The sequence below is a fragment of the Pseudomonas sp. ICMP 10191 genome (assembly GCF_001467335.1).
GTDB lineage: Bacteria > Pseudomonadota > Gammaproteobacteria > Pseudomonadales > Pseudomonadaceae > Aquipseudomonas > Aquipseudomonas cerasi.
This window is the reverse complement of the sequence record NZ_LKGW01000123.1, coordinates 26,328-41,500: the sequence shown is the minus strand read 5'-3', so window position 1 is coordinate 41,500 and position 15,173 is coordinate 26,328. Positions and strand designations below refer to the sequence as shown.

16 protein-coding genes are annotated in these 15,173 nt (G+C 60.2%); 6 read left to right on the top strand and 10 right to left on the bottom strand.

What is annotated here, in order from left to right; all coding sequences use genetic code 11:
• Positions 1 to 66 precede the first annotated feature (66 nt).
• Positions 67 to 1,068 carry an LLM class flavin-dependent oxidoreductase gene (locus AO388_RS18385; protein WP_003432707.1) on the bottom strand — a complete coding sequence of 334 codons (1,002 nt, stop codon included), beginning with the start codon at positions 1,066 to 1,068 and terminating at the stop codon, positions 67 to 69.
• A 211-nt stretch (positions 1,069 to 1,279) separates the two neighbouring features.
• On the opposite strand from AO388_RS18385, the gene AO388_RS18380 reads away from it, so the two are divergent.
• Both AO388_RS18380 and AO388_RS18375 read left to right on the top strand, forming a co-directional pair.
• Positions 1,280 to 1,711, top strand: coding sequence for an OsmC family protein (locus AO388_RS18380; RefSeq protein ID WP_003367763.1), 432 nt, complete (start codon positions 1,280 to 1,282; stop codon positions 1,709 to 1,711).
• 118 nt (positions 1,712 to 1,829) lie between these two features.
• Positions 1,830 to 2,063 carry a DUF1161 domain-containing protein gene (locus AO388_RS18375; protein ID WP_003367761.1) on the top strand — a complete coding sequence of 78 codons (234 nt, stop codon included), beginning with the start codon at positions 1,830 to 1,832 and terminating at the stop codon, positions 2,061 to 2,063.
• On the opposite strand, the gene AO388_RS18370 is transcribed toward AO388_RS18375, so the two are convergent.
• Both AO388_RS18370 and AO388_RS18365 read right to left on the bottom strand, forming a co-directional pair.
• On the bottom strand, positions 2,064 to 2,498 hold the full coding sequence (locus AO388_RS18370) for a PA0061/PA0062 family lipoprotein (protein WP_072365283.1): 435 nt from the start codon (positions 2,496 to 2,498) through the stop codon (positions 2,064 to 2,066).
• Between the two features lie 16 nt (positions 2,499 to 2,514).
• Entirely contained in the window at positions 2,515 to 3,183 is a 669-nt protein-coding gene (locus AO388_RS18365) for a hypothetical protein (protein WP_003432705.1), read from the bottom strand.
• Between the two features lie 287 nt (positions 3,184 to 3,470).
• Between AO388_RS18365 and AO388_RS18360 the strand changes: the two genes are divergently transcribed.
• The gene (locus AO388_RS18360; RefSeq protein WP_003367755.1) at positions 3,471 to 4,526 is read left to right on the top strand and encodes an aminopeptidase; all 1,056 of its coding nucleotides are present in this window, start codon (positions 3,471 to 3,473) and stop codon (positions 4,524 to 4,526) included.
• Positions 4,527 to 4,696: 170 nt separating this feature from the next.
• Here AO388_RS18360 and AO388_RS18355 read toward each other — a convergent pair whose 3' ends face one another.
• Complete coding sequence (locus tag AO388_RS18355) at positions 4,697 to 5,242, bottom strand: gamma carbonic anhydrase family protein (RefSeq protein WP_003352238.1); 546 nt, start codon at positions 5,240 to 5,242, stop codon at positions 4,697 to 4,699.
• Between the two features lie 112 nt (positions 5,243 to 5,354).
• Here AO388_RS18355 and prlC point away from each other — a divergent pair, with 112 nt between their 5' ends.
• Together prlC and AO388_RS18345 are read left to right on the top strand one after the other, a co-directional pair.
• Positions 5,355 to 7,406: an oligopeptidase A gene (prlC, locus tag AO388_RS18350; protein ID WP_058416889.1), complete on the top strand. Its 2,052-nt coding sequence runs from the start codon at positions 5,355 to 5,357 to the stop codon at positions 7,404 to 7,406.
• Positions 7,403 to 7,690, top strand: a complete 288-nt coding sequence (locus tag AO388_RS18345) for a YheV family putative zinc ribbon protein (RefSeq protein ID WP_003367746.1) — start codon at positions 7,403 to 7,405, stop codon at positions 7,688 to 7,690. Before prlC ends, AO388_RS18345 begins: the two co-directional genes overlap by 4 nt.
• A gap of 89 nt (positions 7,691 to 7,779) precedes the next feature.
• Here the strand turns inward: AO388_RS18345 and AO388_RS18340 are convergent, their stop codons facing one another.
• The 5 genes from AO388_RS18340 to AO388_RS18320 all read right to left on the bottom strand — a co-directional run bounded on the left by AO388_RS18340 (position 7,780) and on the right by AO388_RS18320 (position 13,492).
• On the bottom strand, positions 7,780 to 8,007 hold the full coding sequence (locus AO388_RS18340) for a hypothetical protein (protein WP_003367743.1): 228 nt from the start codon (positions 8,005 to 8,007) through the stop codon (positions 7,780 to 7,782).
• Between the two features lie 209 nt (positions 8,008 to 8,216).
• Positions 8,217 to 10,115 (bottom strand): cytochrome c/FTR1 family iron permease, encoded by a 1,899-nt coding sequence (locus tag AO388_RS18335; RefSeq protein WP_058416888.1) that lies wholly within the window; start codon positions 10,113 to 10,115, stop codon positions 8,217 to 8,219.
• A 156-nt stretch (positions 10,116 to 10,271) separates the two neighbouring features.
• On the bottom strand, positions 10,272 to 10,904 hold the full coding sequence (locus AO388_RS18330; protein ID WP_011266152.1) for a LysE family transporter: 633 nt from the start codon (positions 10,902 to 10,904) through the stop codon (positions 10,272 to 10,274).
• Between the two features lie 67 nt (positions 10,905 to 10,971).
• Entirely contained in the window at positions 10,972 to 11,565 is a 594-nt protein-coding gene (locus AO388_RS18325; protein ID WP_058416887.1) for a mechanosensitive ion channel family protein, read from the bottom strand.
• Positions 11,566 to 11,581: 16 nt separating this feature from the next.
• Positions 11,582 to 13,492: an ATP-binding cassette domain-containing protein gene (locus AO388_RS18320; protein WP_003432693.1), complete on the bottom strand. Its 1,911-nt coding sequence runs from the start codon at positions 13,490 to 13,492 to the stop codon at positions 11,582 to 11,584.
• Positions 13,493 to 13,538: 46 nt separating this feature from the next.
• Between AO388_RS18320 and AO388_RS18315 the strand changes: the two genes are divergently transcribed.
• Complete coding sequence (locus tag AO388_RS18315) at positions 13,539 to 14,015, top strand: TIGR02444 family protein (protein ID WP_003351458.1); 477 nt, start codon at positions 13,539 to 13,541, stop codon at positions 14,013 to 14,015.
• Here AO388_RS18315 and AO388_RS18310 read toward each other — a convergent pair.
• Entirely contained in the window at positions 14,012 to 15,049 is a 1,038-nt protein-coding gene (locus tag AO388_RS18310; protein ID WP_058416886.1) for an AlgP family protein, read from the bottom strand. The genes AO388_RS18315 and AO388_RS18310 overlap by 4 nt on opposite strands.
• Between the last annotated feature and the right edge of the window lie 124 nt (positions 15,050 to 15,173).

The window sequence follows — 15,173 nt, the reverse complement described above, 5'->3', positions numbered from 1 at the left end:
CCCGGACTGTCATTCAGTCCGGGGCGATGCTGTTTCTGGCTGGTTTTTTCCGATTCGGAAAGTCGCTTAGCCGTGCGCGACCTGGGCCAGGATCTCGTAAGAGCGCAGCCTGTCTTCGTGCTCGTACATGTCGCAGGTGAAGAGCAACTCGTCCGCGTCGGTCTGCTCGAGCAGCACGTCCAGTTTGGCGCGAATCTTTTCCGGGCCACCCACCATCGCCAGACCCAGGAAGCTTGATACGGCTTCACGCTCGTGTGGCAGCCACAGACCGTCCATCGACTCGACAGGCGGGCGCTGCATCAGGCTGTGCCCACGCATCAACGCCAGAATGCGCTGATAGACCGACGTCGCCAGGTATTCGGCGTGCTCGTCCGTGTCGGCCGCCGACAAGGGCACACCGAGCATCACATAAGGCTTGTCGAGCACTTCCGATGGCTGGAAGTGATTGCGATACACGCGAATCGCCTCGTGCATGTAACGCGGTGCAAAGTGCGATGCGAAGGCATACGGCAAGCCGCGCATGCCTGCCAGCTGGGCGCTGAACAGGCTCGAGCCCAGCAGCCAGATCGGCACGTTGGTGTTTGAACCGGGTACGGCGATCACTTTTTGATCAGGCGTGCGCGGCCCCAGGTATTCCATCAGCTCGGTGACATCATCCGGAAAGTCATCGGCACTACCGGAGCGCTCGCGGCGCAAGGCACGCGCAGTCATCTGGTCGGAGCCCGGAGCGCGGCCCAGTCCCAGGTCGATGCGGCCGGGATACAGGCTGGCCAGGGTACCGAACTGCTCGGCAATCACCAGCGGCGCGTGGTTGGGCAGCATGATCCCGCCAGCCCCGACACGAATGGTCGACGTGCCGCCTGCCAGGTAGGCGAGCAGCACCGAGGTCGCTGAACTGGCGATGCCGTCCATGTTGTGGTGCTCGGCCACCCAGAAGCGGTTGTAACCCAGCTTTTCAACATGCTGGGCAAGGTTGAGCGAGTTGCGCAGGGAATCGGCGGGCCCTTTGTCGTGGCGCACCGGCACCAGATCAAGGGTGGAAATTTTTACATCTGCCAAACGTTTCATAGGCCGGGGTAGCTCCTCGAATTGTGATGGGCCGGCTGCTGGAGCTGCCCACGATGAAACAGCAGTGCGGGCGCAAGTCCGGCTTTTCAATGGGCAGTGTAGAAAAACCTACTGAAATGGTTGGTCTTTCCGACGGTTGAACTTTCCAGAGCCGTCTATCCTCAGAATGCTGTAACAGCAACGATCCAAATTCATTCCAAAAGGAGCCACCATGAGTATCGTCAAGAAAGCATCCGCCCACTGGGAAGGTGATCTGAAAAGCGGTATCGGCAGCATCTCCACGGAAACCGGAGTGCTGCGCGAAGCGCCTTACGGCTTCAAGGCACGTTTTGAAGGCGGCAAAGGCACCAACCCGGAAGAGCTGATCGGCGCAGCCCATGCAGGCTGTTTCTCGATGGCGTTGTCCATGATCCTGGGCGGTGCAGGCCTGACTGCTGAAAGCATCGATACTCAGGCTGAGGTGTCGCTGGATGAGGTAAAAGGCGGTTTCGCGATCAGCGCTGTGCATTTGACCCTCAAGGCCAAAGTGCCAGGCGCGACCCAGGAGAAGTTCGACGAGTTGACCAAGCAGGCCAAAGAAGGCTGCCCGGTTTCCAAGGTACTGAACGCGAAGATCACCCTGGACGCTACATTGCTGAGCTGATTCACAGCCAGCCTTGCGGGGGCGCCTTGTGCGCTCCTGTATCTGCTGTATAAAGCTGGCTTGCTTCATCGGTCATGCGTTGGTTGACGCATGGTTTGATTATGATCAGGAGTCGAGCATGAAACGTTTTATTATGGCAGCGACCTGCACCCTGCTGGCAACCAGCGCCCTGGCGGCACCGAAATCCTGCGAAGAACTAAAGGCTGAAATCGAAGCCAAGATCCAGGCCAACAACGTCACGTCCTACACGCTGGAAATTGTTGGCAACGAAGAGGCCACCGATCCCAGCATGATCGTCGGCAGCTGCGACAACGGTACGAAAAAAATCATCTATCAGCTCAACGGTCGCTGATCAGATGCAGTGCACCCCGCCCTCTTCTTCCTCCTCGGCCACCACCTTGCGCTCTGCATCGTAAAGCCAGGCATCGACACTGTTCGCCAGTGAGCGTACCTCCAGCACATAACGCTGCCCGGCAGCGAAGTGGTCGTAACGAACACTGACGTAACACGTGATCTCGGTGTACTCGTCGCCGATCATCCCCATGCCGCCCGAGCGGTACTCGTAGTCATAACGCACCTGCAACTCATGGCTGCCCGGCGTCACCTGAAAGTAGCGGCCGTCGTAAGTGTTCTTGCCATCGAGCTTGTCGCCCATGATCAACTGGCCGGTGATGGTGCGCATGTCGACCCACGCCATGTCCGGATTGACGGTGGGCAAGGGACCGGCGCATCCGGCGAGGGTGGCTAGAGTGAGTGCGGTTATCAGTATCAGAAGACGGTTTGGCACCGAGGTGTACCTCTGTTTAAAAAGGTTTAGTGGCAACCGTTGACATGACCTGCTGTTGGCCAGTCATCCAGTCTGCAGAAACTGCGCAGCGTGTTTCGGTCAAGCGTTGGATAACGGCAAAATCGCTTCTCAGGTTTCGTGAAAAGATTGGTTCATGATGAGCAATTCGATTTCGAAGCAATCGGATTTGTTCGAGATCAGCCGCGATCTTTGCTCGGTGGGCAGATACAGTGAAGCACTTTTCGAGGTTTGGAAAAAAGCGGTATAGATAAGGAGTCCAGATACGGCCTTCAAACCGTTTTGTGAACATTTTTTCCCAAAAGACGAATTTCAACTCCGCAATAACGGCCCCGGTTGTTCCACATTTCTGTCTGGCTCTTGCAAGCTCTTGTTTTGGCTTGAAAACCGGACCTGTAACATTGGGCAAGCTTTGCTCGAAGCCGGGACTCCAAGGCCACTCGGGGCCGTAAACCGAAGCGATTGCGTCTGCAACACCGTTACGAACAATCACCTCGCACAGGTGTAGCGGTGTAAGGAACGCTGCAGAGACGAGGGCGTTCCAGGCATACAAAGTGATGGCCTCATCAAGACCCCGGCCCACAGCGCGCGCTGCATTCTCATACGTCGAAATCCGGGCAGAGGAAATGGACAATCTGATTGCCTTTGCGACCTCTAAAGCTGACATTGACGACAACTGCAAACCTCCCTATAGTCTGCCCACTTGCCGAGGGCCTAGCTGGCTTATGCCTCCCCCCACGGACAGATGATATAGCAATACCTAAAGCCCACCTGCACGGTGGGTTTTCTGTTTGTGTCTAATGAAAATAGCTTTTTACACGGGCGCACAGCTTGGTGCGTTCCAGCTCGTCCGTGGTTTGAGTCTCTGTAACCTTCAATCCTCATAACAGTTGCACATCCCCACTCCCCTCCTGCATAACATCACCGTACCCAAGCCACCAAAGCACTTCCTTCATGGCCACATTCTCCCTGCCACGCCTTCGACACCTGCCAGCGCTGACGGCCGTCACGCTGCTTGCCGGCTGCTCCAGCGTTTCCTACTACGGGCAGTTGGCTCAGGGGCAGTGGCAGTTGCTGCAGGCACGTGAGCCGGTGGAGAAGATCGTGGCTGACCCGACTCGGGATGCAGGTTTGCGCCAGCATCTGGCCCGGTCGCAGTTGGCGCGGACGTTTGCCAGTGAGCATTTGCATCTGCCGGATAACAAGAGTTACCGCCTGTATGCGGACCTGGGCCGCCCTTATGTGGTGTGGAATGTGTTCGCGACGGATGAGTTCTCGCTGGAGCCGGTCACGCACTGTTTTCCAATCGCTGGGTGTGTGGCGTATCGCGGTTATTACAGCCCTGGCGGGGCGCGTGGCGAGGCGGCGTTGCAGCGGCAGGCGGGCAAGGATGTGTATTTGAGTGGCGTGGAAGCCTATTCGACGCTGGGTTGGTTCAATGATCCGATTCTCAGTTCGATGATGGGCTGGGGTGACGAGCGTCTGGCCACGCTGATTTTTCATGAGTTGGCGCATCAGCGTTTTTACGTGAAGGACGACACGGAGTTCAACGAGTCCTACGCCAGTTTCGTCGAGCAGGAAGGTACGCGGCAATGGCGTGCGGCGCGGGGATTACCGCCGGAGAGTGTTTCGCAGTCGGCGCGGCGTGATCAGTTTACCCGGTTGGTGCTTGATACCCGGGAGCGGCTCAAGGCGTTGTATCGCCAGCCGCTGTCGGCCGAGGTGATGCGCGCCCGCAAGGCTGAAGAATTCGAGCGGATGCGCCGTGATTACCGCGCGTTGCGGGATGATCAATGGGCAGGCGACAAGCGCTTCGATGCCTGGATCAACAGCCCGATGAACAACGCCAAGCTGCTGCCTTTTGGTCTTTACGATCAATGGGTGCCAGCTTTCGAGGCGTTGTTCAGGCAGGTGAATGGCGACTGGCAGGCCTTTTATCGGGCTGTGGAGAAGCTGGGCGCGATGCCTGCCGAGGCGCGCAAGGCGGCGCTGCGGGCGTTGATGCCTTGAACTCTCCGTGGGAGTGAGTTTGCTCACGAAGAGGTCGGTACAGCGCTCACACAATGGGCGTTTGAACCGCGGTCTTCGCGAACAAGCGAAGCGTCGCCCGGCTCGCTCCTAAGGCCTTCGGCCAGAATAGAAGGTCGACTGAGTGCAGAGCGCAGTATTAATAGCGGGCCTCAACCCTTATCAAACCCCTCCGCCAGATGCTGATCCTTGAGCTTCACGTAATTAGTGGCGCTGTACGGAAAAAAGGCGATTTCCTTGTCGGTTAATGCACGCACCTGTTTGACCGGGCGGCCGACGTACAGAAAGCCGCTTTCCAGCACTTTACCGGGCGGTACCAGGCTGCCTGCGCCGATGATGACTTCGTCTTCGACAACCGCGCCATCCATGATGGTCGTGCCCATGCCGACCAGGATGCGGTTGCCGATTGTGCAGCCATGCAGCATGGCCTTGTGGCCGATGGTCACTTCGTCGCCGATCAGCAGCGGGAAACCGTCCGGGTTGAAGGGGCCTGCGTGGGTGATGTGCAGCACGCTGCCGTCTTGCACACTGGTACGGTCGCCGATGCGGATGCGGTGCATGTCGCCGCGTACCACGGTCAGCGGCCAGACGGAGCTGTCGGCGCCGATTTCGACGTCACCGATAACCACCGCTGAATGATCGACAAAGGCCCGTTCGCCGAGGGCTGGGGTGTGCTCCTGAAACTTGCGAATGGCCACGATAGGCTCCTTCTTTGGCAGTGATAGGCGTGCAGAGCGGGTTTGGTTGCTGCGGTCGGCGTCGATTGTAATTAAGATGGCTGAGTGTTTCTTCAAGGCAAGGTGCAAAACCGTGAGCGCGAACAACCCTCTTCTGCAATCGTACGACCTGCCACCCTTTTCGGCGATTCGTGCCGAGCATGTCAAACCTGCTATCGAACAGATCCTGGCGGATAACCGTGCCGCGATTGCCGACATCCTCGCCAAACAGGGTTCGACACCGACCTGGGCCGGACTGGTGCTGACCATGGACGAGCTGAACGACCGCCTGGGCGCTGCCTGGAGCCCCGTCAGCCACCTCAATGCCGTGTGCAACAGCGCCGAGCTGCGCGAAGCGTATGAATCCTGCCTGCCGGCCTTGAGCGCCTACTCCACCGAGATGGGCCAGAACCGCGCGCTGTTCCAGGCCTATGAAGCCCTGGCCAATGGCCCCGAGTCCGCCAGTTTCGACGTTGGCCAGAAGACCATTCTGGAGCAGTCGCTGCGCGACTTCCGCCTGTCCGGTATCGATCTGCCGCCCGAGCAGCAGAAGCGTTACGCCGAAGTGCAGAGCAAACTGTCGGAGTTGGGCAGCCAGTTTTCCAACCAGTTGCTCGATGCCACTCAGGCCTGGACCAAGCTGGTCGCCGATGAGTCCGCCCTCGCCGGCCTGACCGATTCTGCCAAACAGCAGATGGCCGCCGCTGCCAAGGCAAAGAATCTGGAAGGCTACCTGATCACGCTGGAATTCCCGAGCTACTACGCGGTGATGACCTACGCCGAAGACCGCGCACTGCGCGAAGAAGTCTATGCGGCGTACGCCACCCGCGCGTCGGATCAAGGCCCGAACGCGGGCAAGAACGACAACACGCCGGTCATGGAGCAGATCCTCGACCTGCGTCAGGAACTCGCGCAATTGCTCGGCTATGCAAACTACGCCGAGCTGAGCCTGGCGACCAAGATGGCCGAGTCCAGCGACCAGGTACTGAGCTTCCTGCGTGACCTGGCCAAACGCAGCAAGCCTTTTGCTGCCCAGGATCTGGAGCAGCTCAAGGCCTACGCCGCCGAACAGGGCTGCCCTGATCTGCAAAGCTGGGACAGCGGTTTCTACGGCGAGAAGCTGCGCGAGCAGCGCTACAGCGTTTCCCAGGAAATCCTGCGTGCCTACTTCCCTGTCGATAAGGTGCTTGGCGGCCTGTTCACCATCGTTCAGCGCCTGTACGGCATCGAGATTACCGAGCAGAAAGGCTTCGACACCTGGCACCCGGATGTTCGTCTGTTCGAGATCAAGGAAAACGGCCAGCACGTCGGGCGCTTCTTCTTCGATCTGTATGCCCGCGCCAACAAGCGTGGTGGTGCCTGGATGGACGGCGCGCGCGACCGTCGCCGTACGGCGCAAGGCACGTTGCAGAGCCCGGTGGCCAATCTGGTGTGCAACTTCACACCCGCTGTTGCCGGCAAGCCTGCGCTGCTGACCCATGACGAAGTCACCACGCTGTTCCACGAATTCGGTCACGGCCTGCATCACTTGCTGACCCGCGTCGAGCATGCCGGGGTATCCGGTATCAATGGCGTGGCCTGGGACGCCGTCGAGTTGCCGAGCCAGTTCATGGAAAACTGGTGCTGGGAGCCCGAGGGCCTTGCGCTGATCTCCGGTCATTACGAAACCGGCGAGCCTCTGCCGCAGGATCTGCTGGAGAAAATGCTCGCCGCCAAGAACTTCCAGTCCGGCCTGATGATGGTGCGTCAGCTGGAGTTCTCGCTGTTCGATTTCGAGCTGCATGCCACGCATGGCGACGGCCGCAGCGTGCTGGACGTGCTGGAAGGCATTCGCGACGAAGTGTCAGTGATGCGTCCACCCGCCTACAACCGCTTCCCGAACAGCTTCGCACACATCTTCGCAGGCGGTTACGCAGCCGGTTACTACAGCTACAAGTGGGCCGAGGTACTGTCCGCCGATGCGTTCTCGAAATTCGAGGAAGACGGTGTGCTCAACGCTGAAACCGGACGCGCCTTCCGCGAAGCCATTCTGGCGCGTGGTGGTTCGCAGGCACCGATGGTGCTGTTCGTCGACTTCCGAGGACGCGAGCCGTCGATTGACGCATTGTTGCGTCACAGTGGCTTGAGTGAGGATGCGGCAGCATGACCGATACCCCGGTAGTCATTACCAGGAAACGCTTCATCGCCGGGGCGGTTTGCCCGGCGTGTAGCGAGCCTGACAAACTGATGATGTGGAACGAAAACGACGTGCCGCATCGCGAGTGCGTGAGTTGCGGTTACAGCGACACGCTCAACGAGCAGGGTATTTCGATACCGAAGGAGTTGGGTACGCGGGTCAACAAGGCGGTGGTCAAACCGGCTGATCCCAAGGTTCAGGGCGTGCAGTTCTTCCCGAACCCGAAGTTGAAGAAGCCGGTTGATCCTGAGTGACGTGATCGGTCGGTGTCAAATTGAAAGGTTCGTTCGTTTGAACGAACCTTTTTTATTGCCCGCCGTGCCTCAGGTTATCAACGGTAGAGTTACCAATCGGCCAACTCAGCCACCTTTTTCCTGAAGGCCAGCGCCAGAGCCGTCAGCACTTCCTCATCCCTGCCCAGTTCGCCGCGAATCTTGTGTTTTCCCTGCGGGTGCAGCCTGACCCAGGCGTGTTCTTGCAGGTCATCGTTTTCATAAAATTCAATGGCTATTTCAGGATGGTCATGTTCCTCAATGTCTTCAGCCCACAACCGAATCTCATACTTGGCCATCACCCACCCCGTTGTCAGGTAAATGCGCCAGTACCCGATAGCCGAGTTGGCGTTTCGCTACACTAGGCCTGAAGAAAAAGGGCGTCTACTGGCAGAAGTAACAGGTGGTTTTTTGTACAGGGCGGGAAAGTAAGACGGCGAATCGCAACAACGCTGGGGGGGAAGCAGGGACAAGCGGTGAGCACCACTTGTCCCTGGCAGGCAAAACGTCAGCCTGCCGTTTGCAGCCTGCGCTTCTCGGCCAGACGACTTCTGCCGTACAGCACTGCAATGGCGATCAAGGCGATGGCCTGTGCGCTGAGTGAGTACAGGTCGGCGTGAATGCCCAGCCAGTCGAACTCGAAGAACGGCACCGGCCTTGTGCCGAATATCCCCGCCTCCTGCAGCGCCTTGACGCCGTGACCGGCAAACACCACTGACAGTGCGCAGAGCAGCGCAGCATTGATGCCGAAGAACAGCGACAGCGGCAGCTTCGCCGAGCCGCGCAGGATGACCCACGCCAGGCCTACGAGCAGCACCAGCGCCGTGGCACCCCCCGCCAGCACGGCATCGTGCCCGGCCGGTCCGGCCTGCAGCCACAGGGTTTCGTAGAACAGGATGACTTCGAACAACTCGCGATACACCGAGAAGAACGCCAGCACCGCGAAGCCGAAACGACCGCCGCCGCCGACCAGACTGCTTTTGACGTAGTCCTGCCAAGCAGCGGCGTGACGACGATCGTGCATCCACACCCCGAGCCAGAGCACCATCACACTGGCGAACAGCGCGGTGGCGCCTTCCAGCAATTCACGCTGCGCGCCGCTGACGTCAATGACATACGCCGCGAGTGCCCAGGTGGCCAGCCCGGCCAGCAGCGCCAGACCCCAGCCGATGTTGACGCTGCGTACGGCAGACTGCTGGCCGGTGTTGCGCAGAAACGCCAGAATCGCCGCCAGTACCAGAATCGCTTCCAGCCCTTCACGCAGCAGGATCAGCAGGCCCGAAATATAGCTCAGCGACAGGCTCAGGCCGTCGCTGCCCAACAGGTCCGCCGACTCCTTGAGCTTGCCTTTGGCTGCTTCCAGTTTTTGCGCGACCTGAGGTAGCGGCATGCTGTCCTGCAAGGACTGCCGGTAAGCCATCAGGCTCTTTTCAGTGTCCTTGCGCACATTGGCGTCGACGTTATCCAGCGAGCTTTCGACCAGCTCGAAACCCTCCAGATACGCCGCGACCGACAAATCATAGGCCTGCTCGCGATCACCGGCCTTGTAGGCTGCCAGGCTCTTGTCCAGCGTTACACTGGTGTAATCCAGCAGTTGCGCCGGGCCGCGCTGTACCTGAGGTGGCTGCGCGCGCTGGGCCCGGAAGGTGGCGGTAGCGTCCGGACCTTCGGCAGCCTGGATTTCGGCTGGTGTCTGGCGAGCCAGATCGGCGAGGTTGAAGGTCTTGGCAGGCTGGGCGACCGGTTGTGCGCTGAAGCTGGCGATATACGTCGCGATGTCCCAGCGCTGGCGATCGTCCAGCTGGTCGGCGAACGCGGGCATATCGGTGCCGGCAATGCCTAGCCCGGTCGCGTTGTAGAGGTCGTAGAGGCTCAGGCGATCCAGCCGCGCAGTATCCCGCAGGTTCGAGGGTGGCGGTTCCAGGCCGATACCTGCCGGTCCATCCCCTGCACCGCTGTCGCCATGGCACACCGAGCAATGCTGGGCGTACAAAGGCGCGCCACGGGTGGGGTCCGGCGTAATGGCCGGGGCCTGACTGACCTCGTAGGCAAGCGCGAGCTTCGCACTCAACTGCCGCGCCTGACGAGTGACCTGCGTAGCGTCCTGTCGACTTGCCACAGCGCTTTTCAGCTGGTTTACCGCCTGCTCCAGAGCATCACGCTCGGCGCGCTGCGGCAAGGCAACGATGAGGCCCTGCAACGCAGTCAGGCTATCGACCTGCTGCTGATACTTGACGGTGTCCACAACCTTGCCGTCCGCCACGGTCGCCGGGTAATCGGCCCCCAGGTAATCCAGCAGATGCAGCGCCTGGGCGGCACCCTCGACCGGGTCGGCCAGCGCAATGCAGCTGCCCAGCGCCAGAAGCGGCAACAGTAACCAGGCAAGAAAACGAGAACGGACGGGCATTGCAGAATCTCGACGGGAATGCGAAGCGTTGCATTGTTAACGCCGCAACGACACTACTCAATAGTCGAGGTCTATTTTTGTTACAGAATCTTACGTTCGGCCTTCAATCGCCCTGAACAGAACGTATGTCTGTTCAGGGCTCGAGACCGACACGTTTCAGGCCGTACCGCGATGCAACGTCGCGAGGAAACCTGCCGCGCCTACGAACAGGCTGGCGAAGGTGCGGTTCATGCGACGTTGCTGGCGAGGCGTCTTGAGCAGGCGTAGCACCTTGGATGCCAGCCCGGTGTAGCCCGCCATCACGATCAGATCGACCACCACCATGGTCGCTGCGATGATCGCGTACTGGATGAGCAGCGGAGCGGCCGGGTCGATGAACTGTGGCAGGATCGCCAGAATGAAGATCAGTGCCTTGGGGTTGCTGATATTCACCAGAAAGCCGCGCAAGACCAGCGTCATCGGTTTGCCCACTGGGCGCACGGCAGATTCATCGGCCAGATCGGCTGGCAAAGCGCGCCATTGCTTGATGCCGAGATAGACCAGATACGCGACGCCGAACCACTTGATCAGCGTGAACGCCATATCCGAGGCCGCCAGCACTGCGCCAAGACCTGCCGCGACAATGGCGATCTGTGCCACCAACGCGATCTGCAAGCCCAGGGCATTCCAGTAGCCCCGCCAGAAACCGTATTGCAGGCCGCAGGACATCGAAGCGATGGCGCCCGCGCCGGGGGAAAGACTGATAATCCAGCAGGCCGCAAAAAAGCCCAGCCACGTTTCAAGCGCCATCGTGCACCTCATACAAAGTCGAATGCGCAATAAATTAGTGCTTAATGCTTTGCAAGGCTAACGATTTCTAATCCTGCTCATCCGGCTGCTTTGCAACCACCATCTGCGGAAACAGATCGCTGCCACGCCAGCGGCGCACTGACTTCTGGAAAAACTGGCTGTTGGGCACCTGGACCAGCGCGCCACCGGCTTCCGGGGTCTCGATCAGGGTGGTGAACATCAGATTGATGGCAACCACCCGCCCCTTCACGCCCGGCTTGTCCAGCGTATCGACCAGCTCGACCATGTCACCGATGCGGAACGGGCCGATGGTGAAGATCAGAATGGCGCAGAGCAGGTTCGACAGCACGCTCCACATTGCAAAGAACGCCACCGCCGCTACGGCGACGAAGCCGGACAGTGCGGTCCACAGCACCGTAGCCGATACCCCGAGTCGGCCGAGGACGAGAACAAAGGCGCTGCCCATGATCAACCAGCGCAGGCCGCCGCGAACCGGGACCAGCAACTCTGGCGGCAACGGATAACGCTCGCCCAGACCGGTCAGAAAACCACCGACGATGCGTTGCAGTATGTAACCGGCCAACAGGATCAGCAGAATCTGCGCACCCACCAGCAGCGGTTCAAGCCAGTACGCGGATACCGGCAAGCCCAACATGTCCATCACTTCCCTGCCTCGCTCACGACAATGCTTCCAGTTCGGCCTGCATTGATTCCAACAGTTCCAGCGCTTGCATCCAGGCGTCTTCCAGCTCGGATTCACGCACTTTCAGCTTGGCCTGTTCGGCCAGCAGATCGCGTAGCTTGTCCTTGTTGGCAGCCTCGTAGTTGGTGCTGTCGGCCAGCGCTTCTTCGACCTTGGCGAGTTTTTCATTCACCAGCCCGAGATCACGCTCCAGCTTGTCGGCTTCACGCTTGTGCGGTGCCAGTTGCTGACGCAAGGCCGCTGCCTGTTGGCGCTGGGCTTTCTTGTCGGTCTTGTCGGCGTTGACGGGCGTGTTGCTGACCGGCGCGTTGCGCAGCCGGTAATCGGCCAGCCAGCGCGTGTAGTCATCCAGATCGCCGTCGAATTCCTGTACGCGACCGTCGGCCACCAGCAGGAAGTCATCGGTCGTGCTCTTGAGCAAGTGCCTGTCGTGAGACACCACCAGTACCGCACCACCGAACTCCTGCAAGGCCATGGTCAGCGCCAGGCGCATCTCCAGGTCGAGGTGGTTGGTCGGTTCATCGAGCAGCAACAGGTTGGGCTTTTCCCAGGCGATCAGTGCCAGCGCCAGGCGGGCTTTCTCGCCACCGGAGAAATTCAGCACCGGCTCATCCAGGCGCGCGCCACGGAAGTCGAAACCGCCAAGGAAATCACGCAGCGTCTGTTCACGCTCGGTCGGTGCCAAGCGCTGCAAGTGCAGCAACGGGGTCGCCTTGGCGTCCAGTGAGTCGAGCTGATGCTGGGCAAAGTAGCCCACGGTGAGGTTTTCGCCACGCACCAGCCGACCGCTTTGCGGCTCGAGCTCGCCGGCGAGGTTTTTGATCAGCGTCGACTTGCCTGCGCCGTTCGGACCCAGCAGGCCGATGCGTGCACCGGGCGTGAGTTGCAGCTTGACCTTCTCGAGGATGGTCTTGTCGCCATAACCCAGGCGCGCGTCGGACAGGTCCAGCAATGGGCTGGAGATCTTGTCGGACTCACGGAAAACGAAGTTGAACGGTGAGTCGACGTGCGCGGCCGACAGCTCTTCCATGCGCTCCAGCGCCTTGATCCGGCTTTGTGCCTGACGGGCTTTGGTAGCCTGGGCCTTGAAGCGTGCGATGTACTTTTCCATGTGCGCACGTTGCGCCTGCTGCTTTTCGTAGGCCTGTTGCTGCTGCGCCAGACGTTCGGCACGGGCCCGCTCGAACGCGCTGTAGCCGCCACGATAGAGGGTGATCTTGCGTTGCTCGACATGGGCGATGTGATCGACCACGGCATCCAGAAAATCCCGGTCGTGGGAAATCAGCAGCAAGGTGCCGGGGTAACTCTTGAGCCAGTCTTCAAGCCACAGAATGGCGTCAAGGTCCAAGTGGTTGGTCGGTTCGTCGAGCAGCAGCAGGTCCGAGGGGCACATCAATGCCTGCGCCAGGTTCAGGCGCATACGCCAGCCACCGGAGAAGCTGCCGACCGGACGTTCCATCTGTTCGTTGGTGAAGCCCAACCCGGCCAGCAGCTTGCGAGCGCGTGCGTCGGCGGTATAACCGTCGGCGCTGTCGAGCTCCGAATGCAGACGTGCCTGAGCGGCGCCGTCCTGCGCGGCTTCGGCCTCGGCCAGCGAGCTCTGTACTTCCCGCAGGCGCTCGTCGCCATCGAGCACGTAATCCACGGCCAGGCGTTCGAGCGTGTCGACCTCCTGGCGCATGTGCGCGATACGCCAGTCGGCGGGCAGCAGGCAGTCGCCGGCATCCGGCGTCAGCTCTCCACGCAGCAGGGCAAACAGGCTGGATTTACCGGCGCCATTGGCACCGATCAGGCCGGCTTTATGGCCGGCGTGCAGAGTCAGCTCGGCGTCTTCTAGCAGACGTTGCGGACCACGCTGTAAGGTAAGGCTTTGAAGTCGAATCATAATGGCGGCGGAGTCTACCAGCTTCGTCCTGAACAGGTGGATCACTATGCCTTCAGCGCTCTGGAGTTTCACCCTCGATTTCTACGCCCGACCGGGTGTGGAACAGGCTTGTCTGACGCTGCAAGCCAACGGGGCCAACGTGTGCATGGTGCTTTGCGGGGTGTGGCTGGGTACGCGCGACGTGGCGTGCAACGCTCAGCGAGTCGCGCAAATAAAGCAGTTGGCGACACCCTGGCATGACGATGTGGTGCGTCCGCTACGGGATTTGCGCAACCAATGGCGCATTGCTGCGCTTGAAGATGCGTTGCTGACTACATTACGGATGAAGGTCAAGGCGCTGGAACTGGAGGCCGAACAGAGCCTGATGATAAAGCTTGAGGCACTGACCGGGGATTGGCCGGCAGGTGAGGCGAGGAATGCAGAGGAGTGGCTGCTCGAACTTGCCGAAGGGGATGCAGAAAAAAACCGCGATGCGCTGGATGTGCTGCGCATCGCGGTTGGACATGCCGTCGACCAGACTTAGGAAGCGCTGGTTGGCGTTGCGCCGTTGGCAGGGGTTGCCGGTGCGGCGGCTGGCGCAGCAGGTGCAGGCGTCGTCGGCTTGGCTGCAGCAGCAGGCGCTGGCGTGGCCGGTTTGGCGGCGGCTGGCTTCGCCGCAGGTTTGGCGACAGGCTTGGCTGCTGCTTTCACAGGTGCCTTGGCCGGTGCCTTGACGGGCGCTTTCACAGGCGCTTTCGCCGCAGGCTTGGCGGCCGCTGCTTTTGCTGCTGCAGGTTTGGCAGCGCTGCTGGCGGTGGCCTTGGCAGCCGGCGCCTTGGTGGCGGCAGGCTTGGCCGCAACCGGCTTGGTGGCAGTGGTCTTGGCTGCAGCAGGCTTGGCCGTAACCGGCTTGGCGGCAGCTGTCCTGGCTGCGACAGGCTTGGCTGCTGCAGTCGTGCGGGCGGCAGGTTTGGCGGCGGCTTTTACCGGGGCCTTGGCAGCAGCGGTTTTGACCGCTGGCTTGGCAACTGCGGAAGGCTTGGCTGCGGCTTTGATGACTGGCTTGGCGGCGGCCGCTTTAACCGGCGCTTTCGCTGCAGTTTTTGCGGGGGCTTTGGCAGCAGGTGTCTTGGCAACAGGTGCCTTGGCGACGGCTTTAGGCGCGACAGGCTTGGCATCGCGAGTGGTCAGGATCTTGCCGACCGCCTCTTTTACGCGACCAATACCCTGGGCCAGTTTCAGGCTTTCCTGGGCATCACGCTTGAGGTGCAGGATGTACGTGCGGGTTTCGGTCTGACGATCCTTGAGAGCGTCCAGCAACTCTTCCAGCTCGGACACGGCGCCTTTGGCCTTGGCCTGCGCCTTGGATTTTCCGGCGGTGGCAGCATCCTGCAGTTTGATGCGGGAATTGTGCAGTTTTTCCTGCGCCTTGCCGCGTTGTTTCTCAAGCTTGGCGAGCAGTTTCTCGGCATCAGCCAAGGCTTGGGAGCAGGCGTCTTCCAGATGTTCAAGCAAGCTGCCCGATAATTGTTGGAGCAAATGCAACGGAGTATTTACTGGCTTCTTTTTGGCCGACATGACTTACCTCCTGGGTGACGAAATTGCGGCTCATACTAGGCTTCTGCGCGCATCGCCGCTAGGGCATCTTGACAGCATCCATGGGTCCCTGTTGCATACTGAGAGAAATGATTGCTCGGCACGA

What these genes read in the sequence shown, in the direction of transcription:
- AO388_RS18385 (WP_003432707.1), bottom strand. Translation starts at nt 1,068, where the DNA reads ATGAAACGTTTGGCAGATGTAAAAATTTCCACCCTTGATCTGGTGCCG.
- AO388_RS18380 (WP_003367763.1), top strand. Translation starts at nt 1,280, where the DNA reads ATGAGTATCGTCAAGAAAGCATCCGCCCACTGGGAAGGTGATCTGAAA.
- AO388_RS18375 (WP_003367761.1), top strand. Translation starts at nt 1,830, where the DNA reads ATGAAACGTTTTATTATGGCAGCGACCTGCACCCTGCTGGCAACCAGC.
- AO388_RS18365 (WP_003432705.1), bottom strand. Translation starts at nt 3,183, where the DNA reads ATGTCAGCTTTAGAGGTCGCAAAGGCAATCAGATTGTCCATTTCCTCT.
- AO388_RS18360 (WP_003367755.1), top strand. Translation starts at nt 3,471, where the DNA reads ATGGCCACATTCTCCCTGCCACGCCTTCGACACCTGCCAGCGCTGACG.
- AO388_RS18345 (WP_003367746.1), top strand. Translation starts at nt 7,403, where the DNA reads ATGACCGATACCCCGGTAGTCATTACCAGGAAACGCTTCATCGCCGGG.
- AO388_RS18340 (WP_003367743.1), bottom strand. Translation starts at nt 8,007, where the DNA reads ATGGCCAAGTATGAGATTCGGTTGTGGGCTGAAGACATTGAGGAACAT.
- AO388_RS18335 (WP_058416888.1), bottom strand. Translation starts at nt 10,115, where the DNA reads ATGCCCGTCCGTTCTCGTTTTCTTGCCTGGTTACTGTTGCCGCTTCTG.
- AO388_RS18330 (WP_011266152.1), bottom strand. Translation starts at nt 10,904, where the DNA reads ATGGCGCTTGAAACGTGGCTGGGCTTTTTTGCGGCCTGCTGGATTATC.
- AO388_RS18325 (WP_058416887.1), bottom strand. Translation starts at nt 11,565, where the DNA reads ATGGACATGTTGGGCTTGCCGGTATCCGCGTACTGGCTTGAACCGCTG.
- AO388_RS18320 (WP_003432693.1), bottom strand. Translation starts at nt 13,492, where the DNA reads ATGATTCGACTTCAAAGCCTTACCTTACAGCGTGGTCCGCAACGTCTG.
- AO388_RS18315 (WP_003351458.1), top strand. Translation starts at nt 13,539, where the DNA reads ATGCCTTCAGCGCTCTGGAGTTTCACCCTCGATTTCTACGCCCGACCG.
- AO388_RS18310 (WP_058416886.1), bottom strand. Translation starts at nt 15,049, where the DNA reads ATGTCGGCCAAAAAGAAGCCAGTAAATACTCCGTTGCATTTGCTCCAA.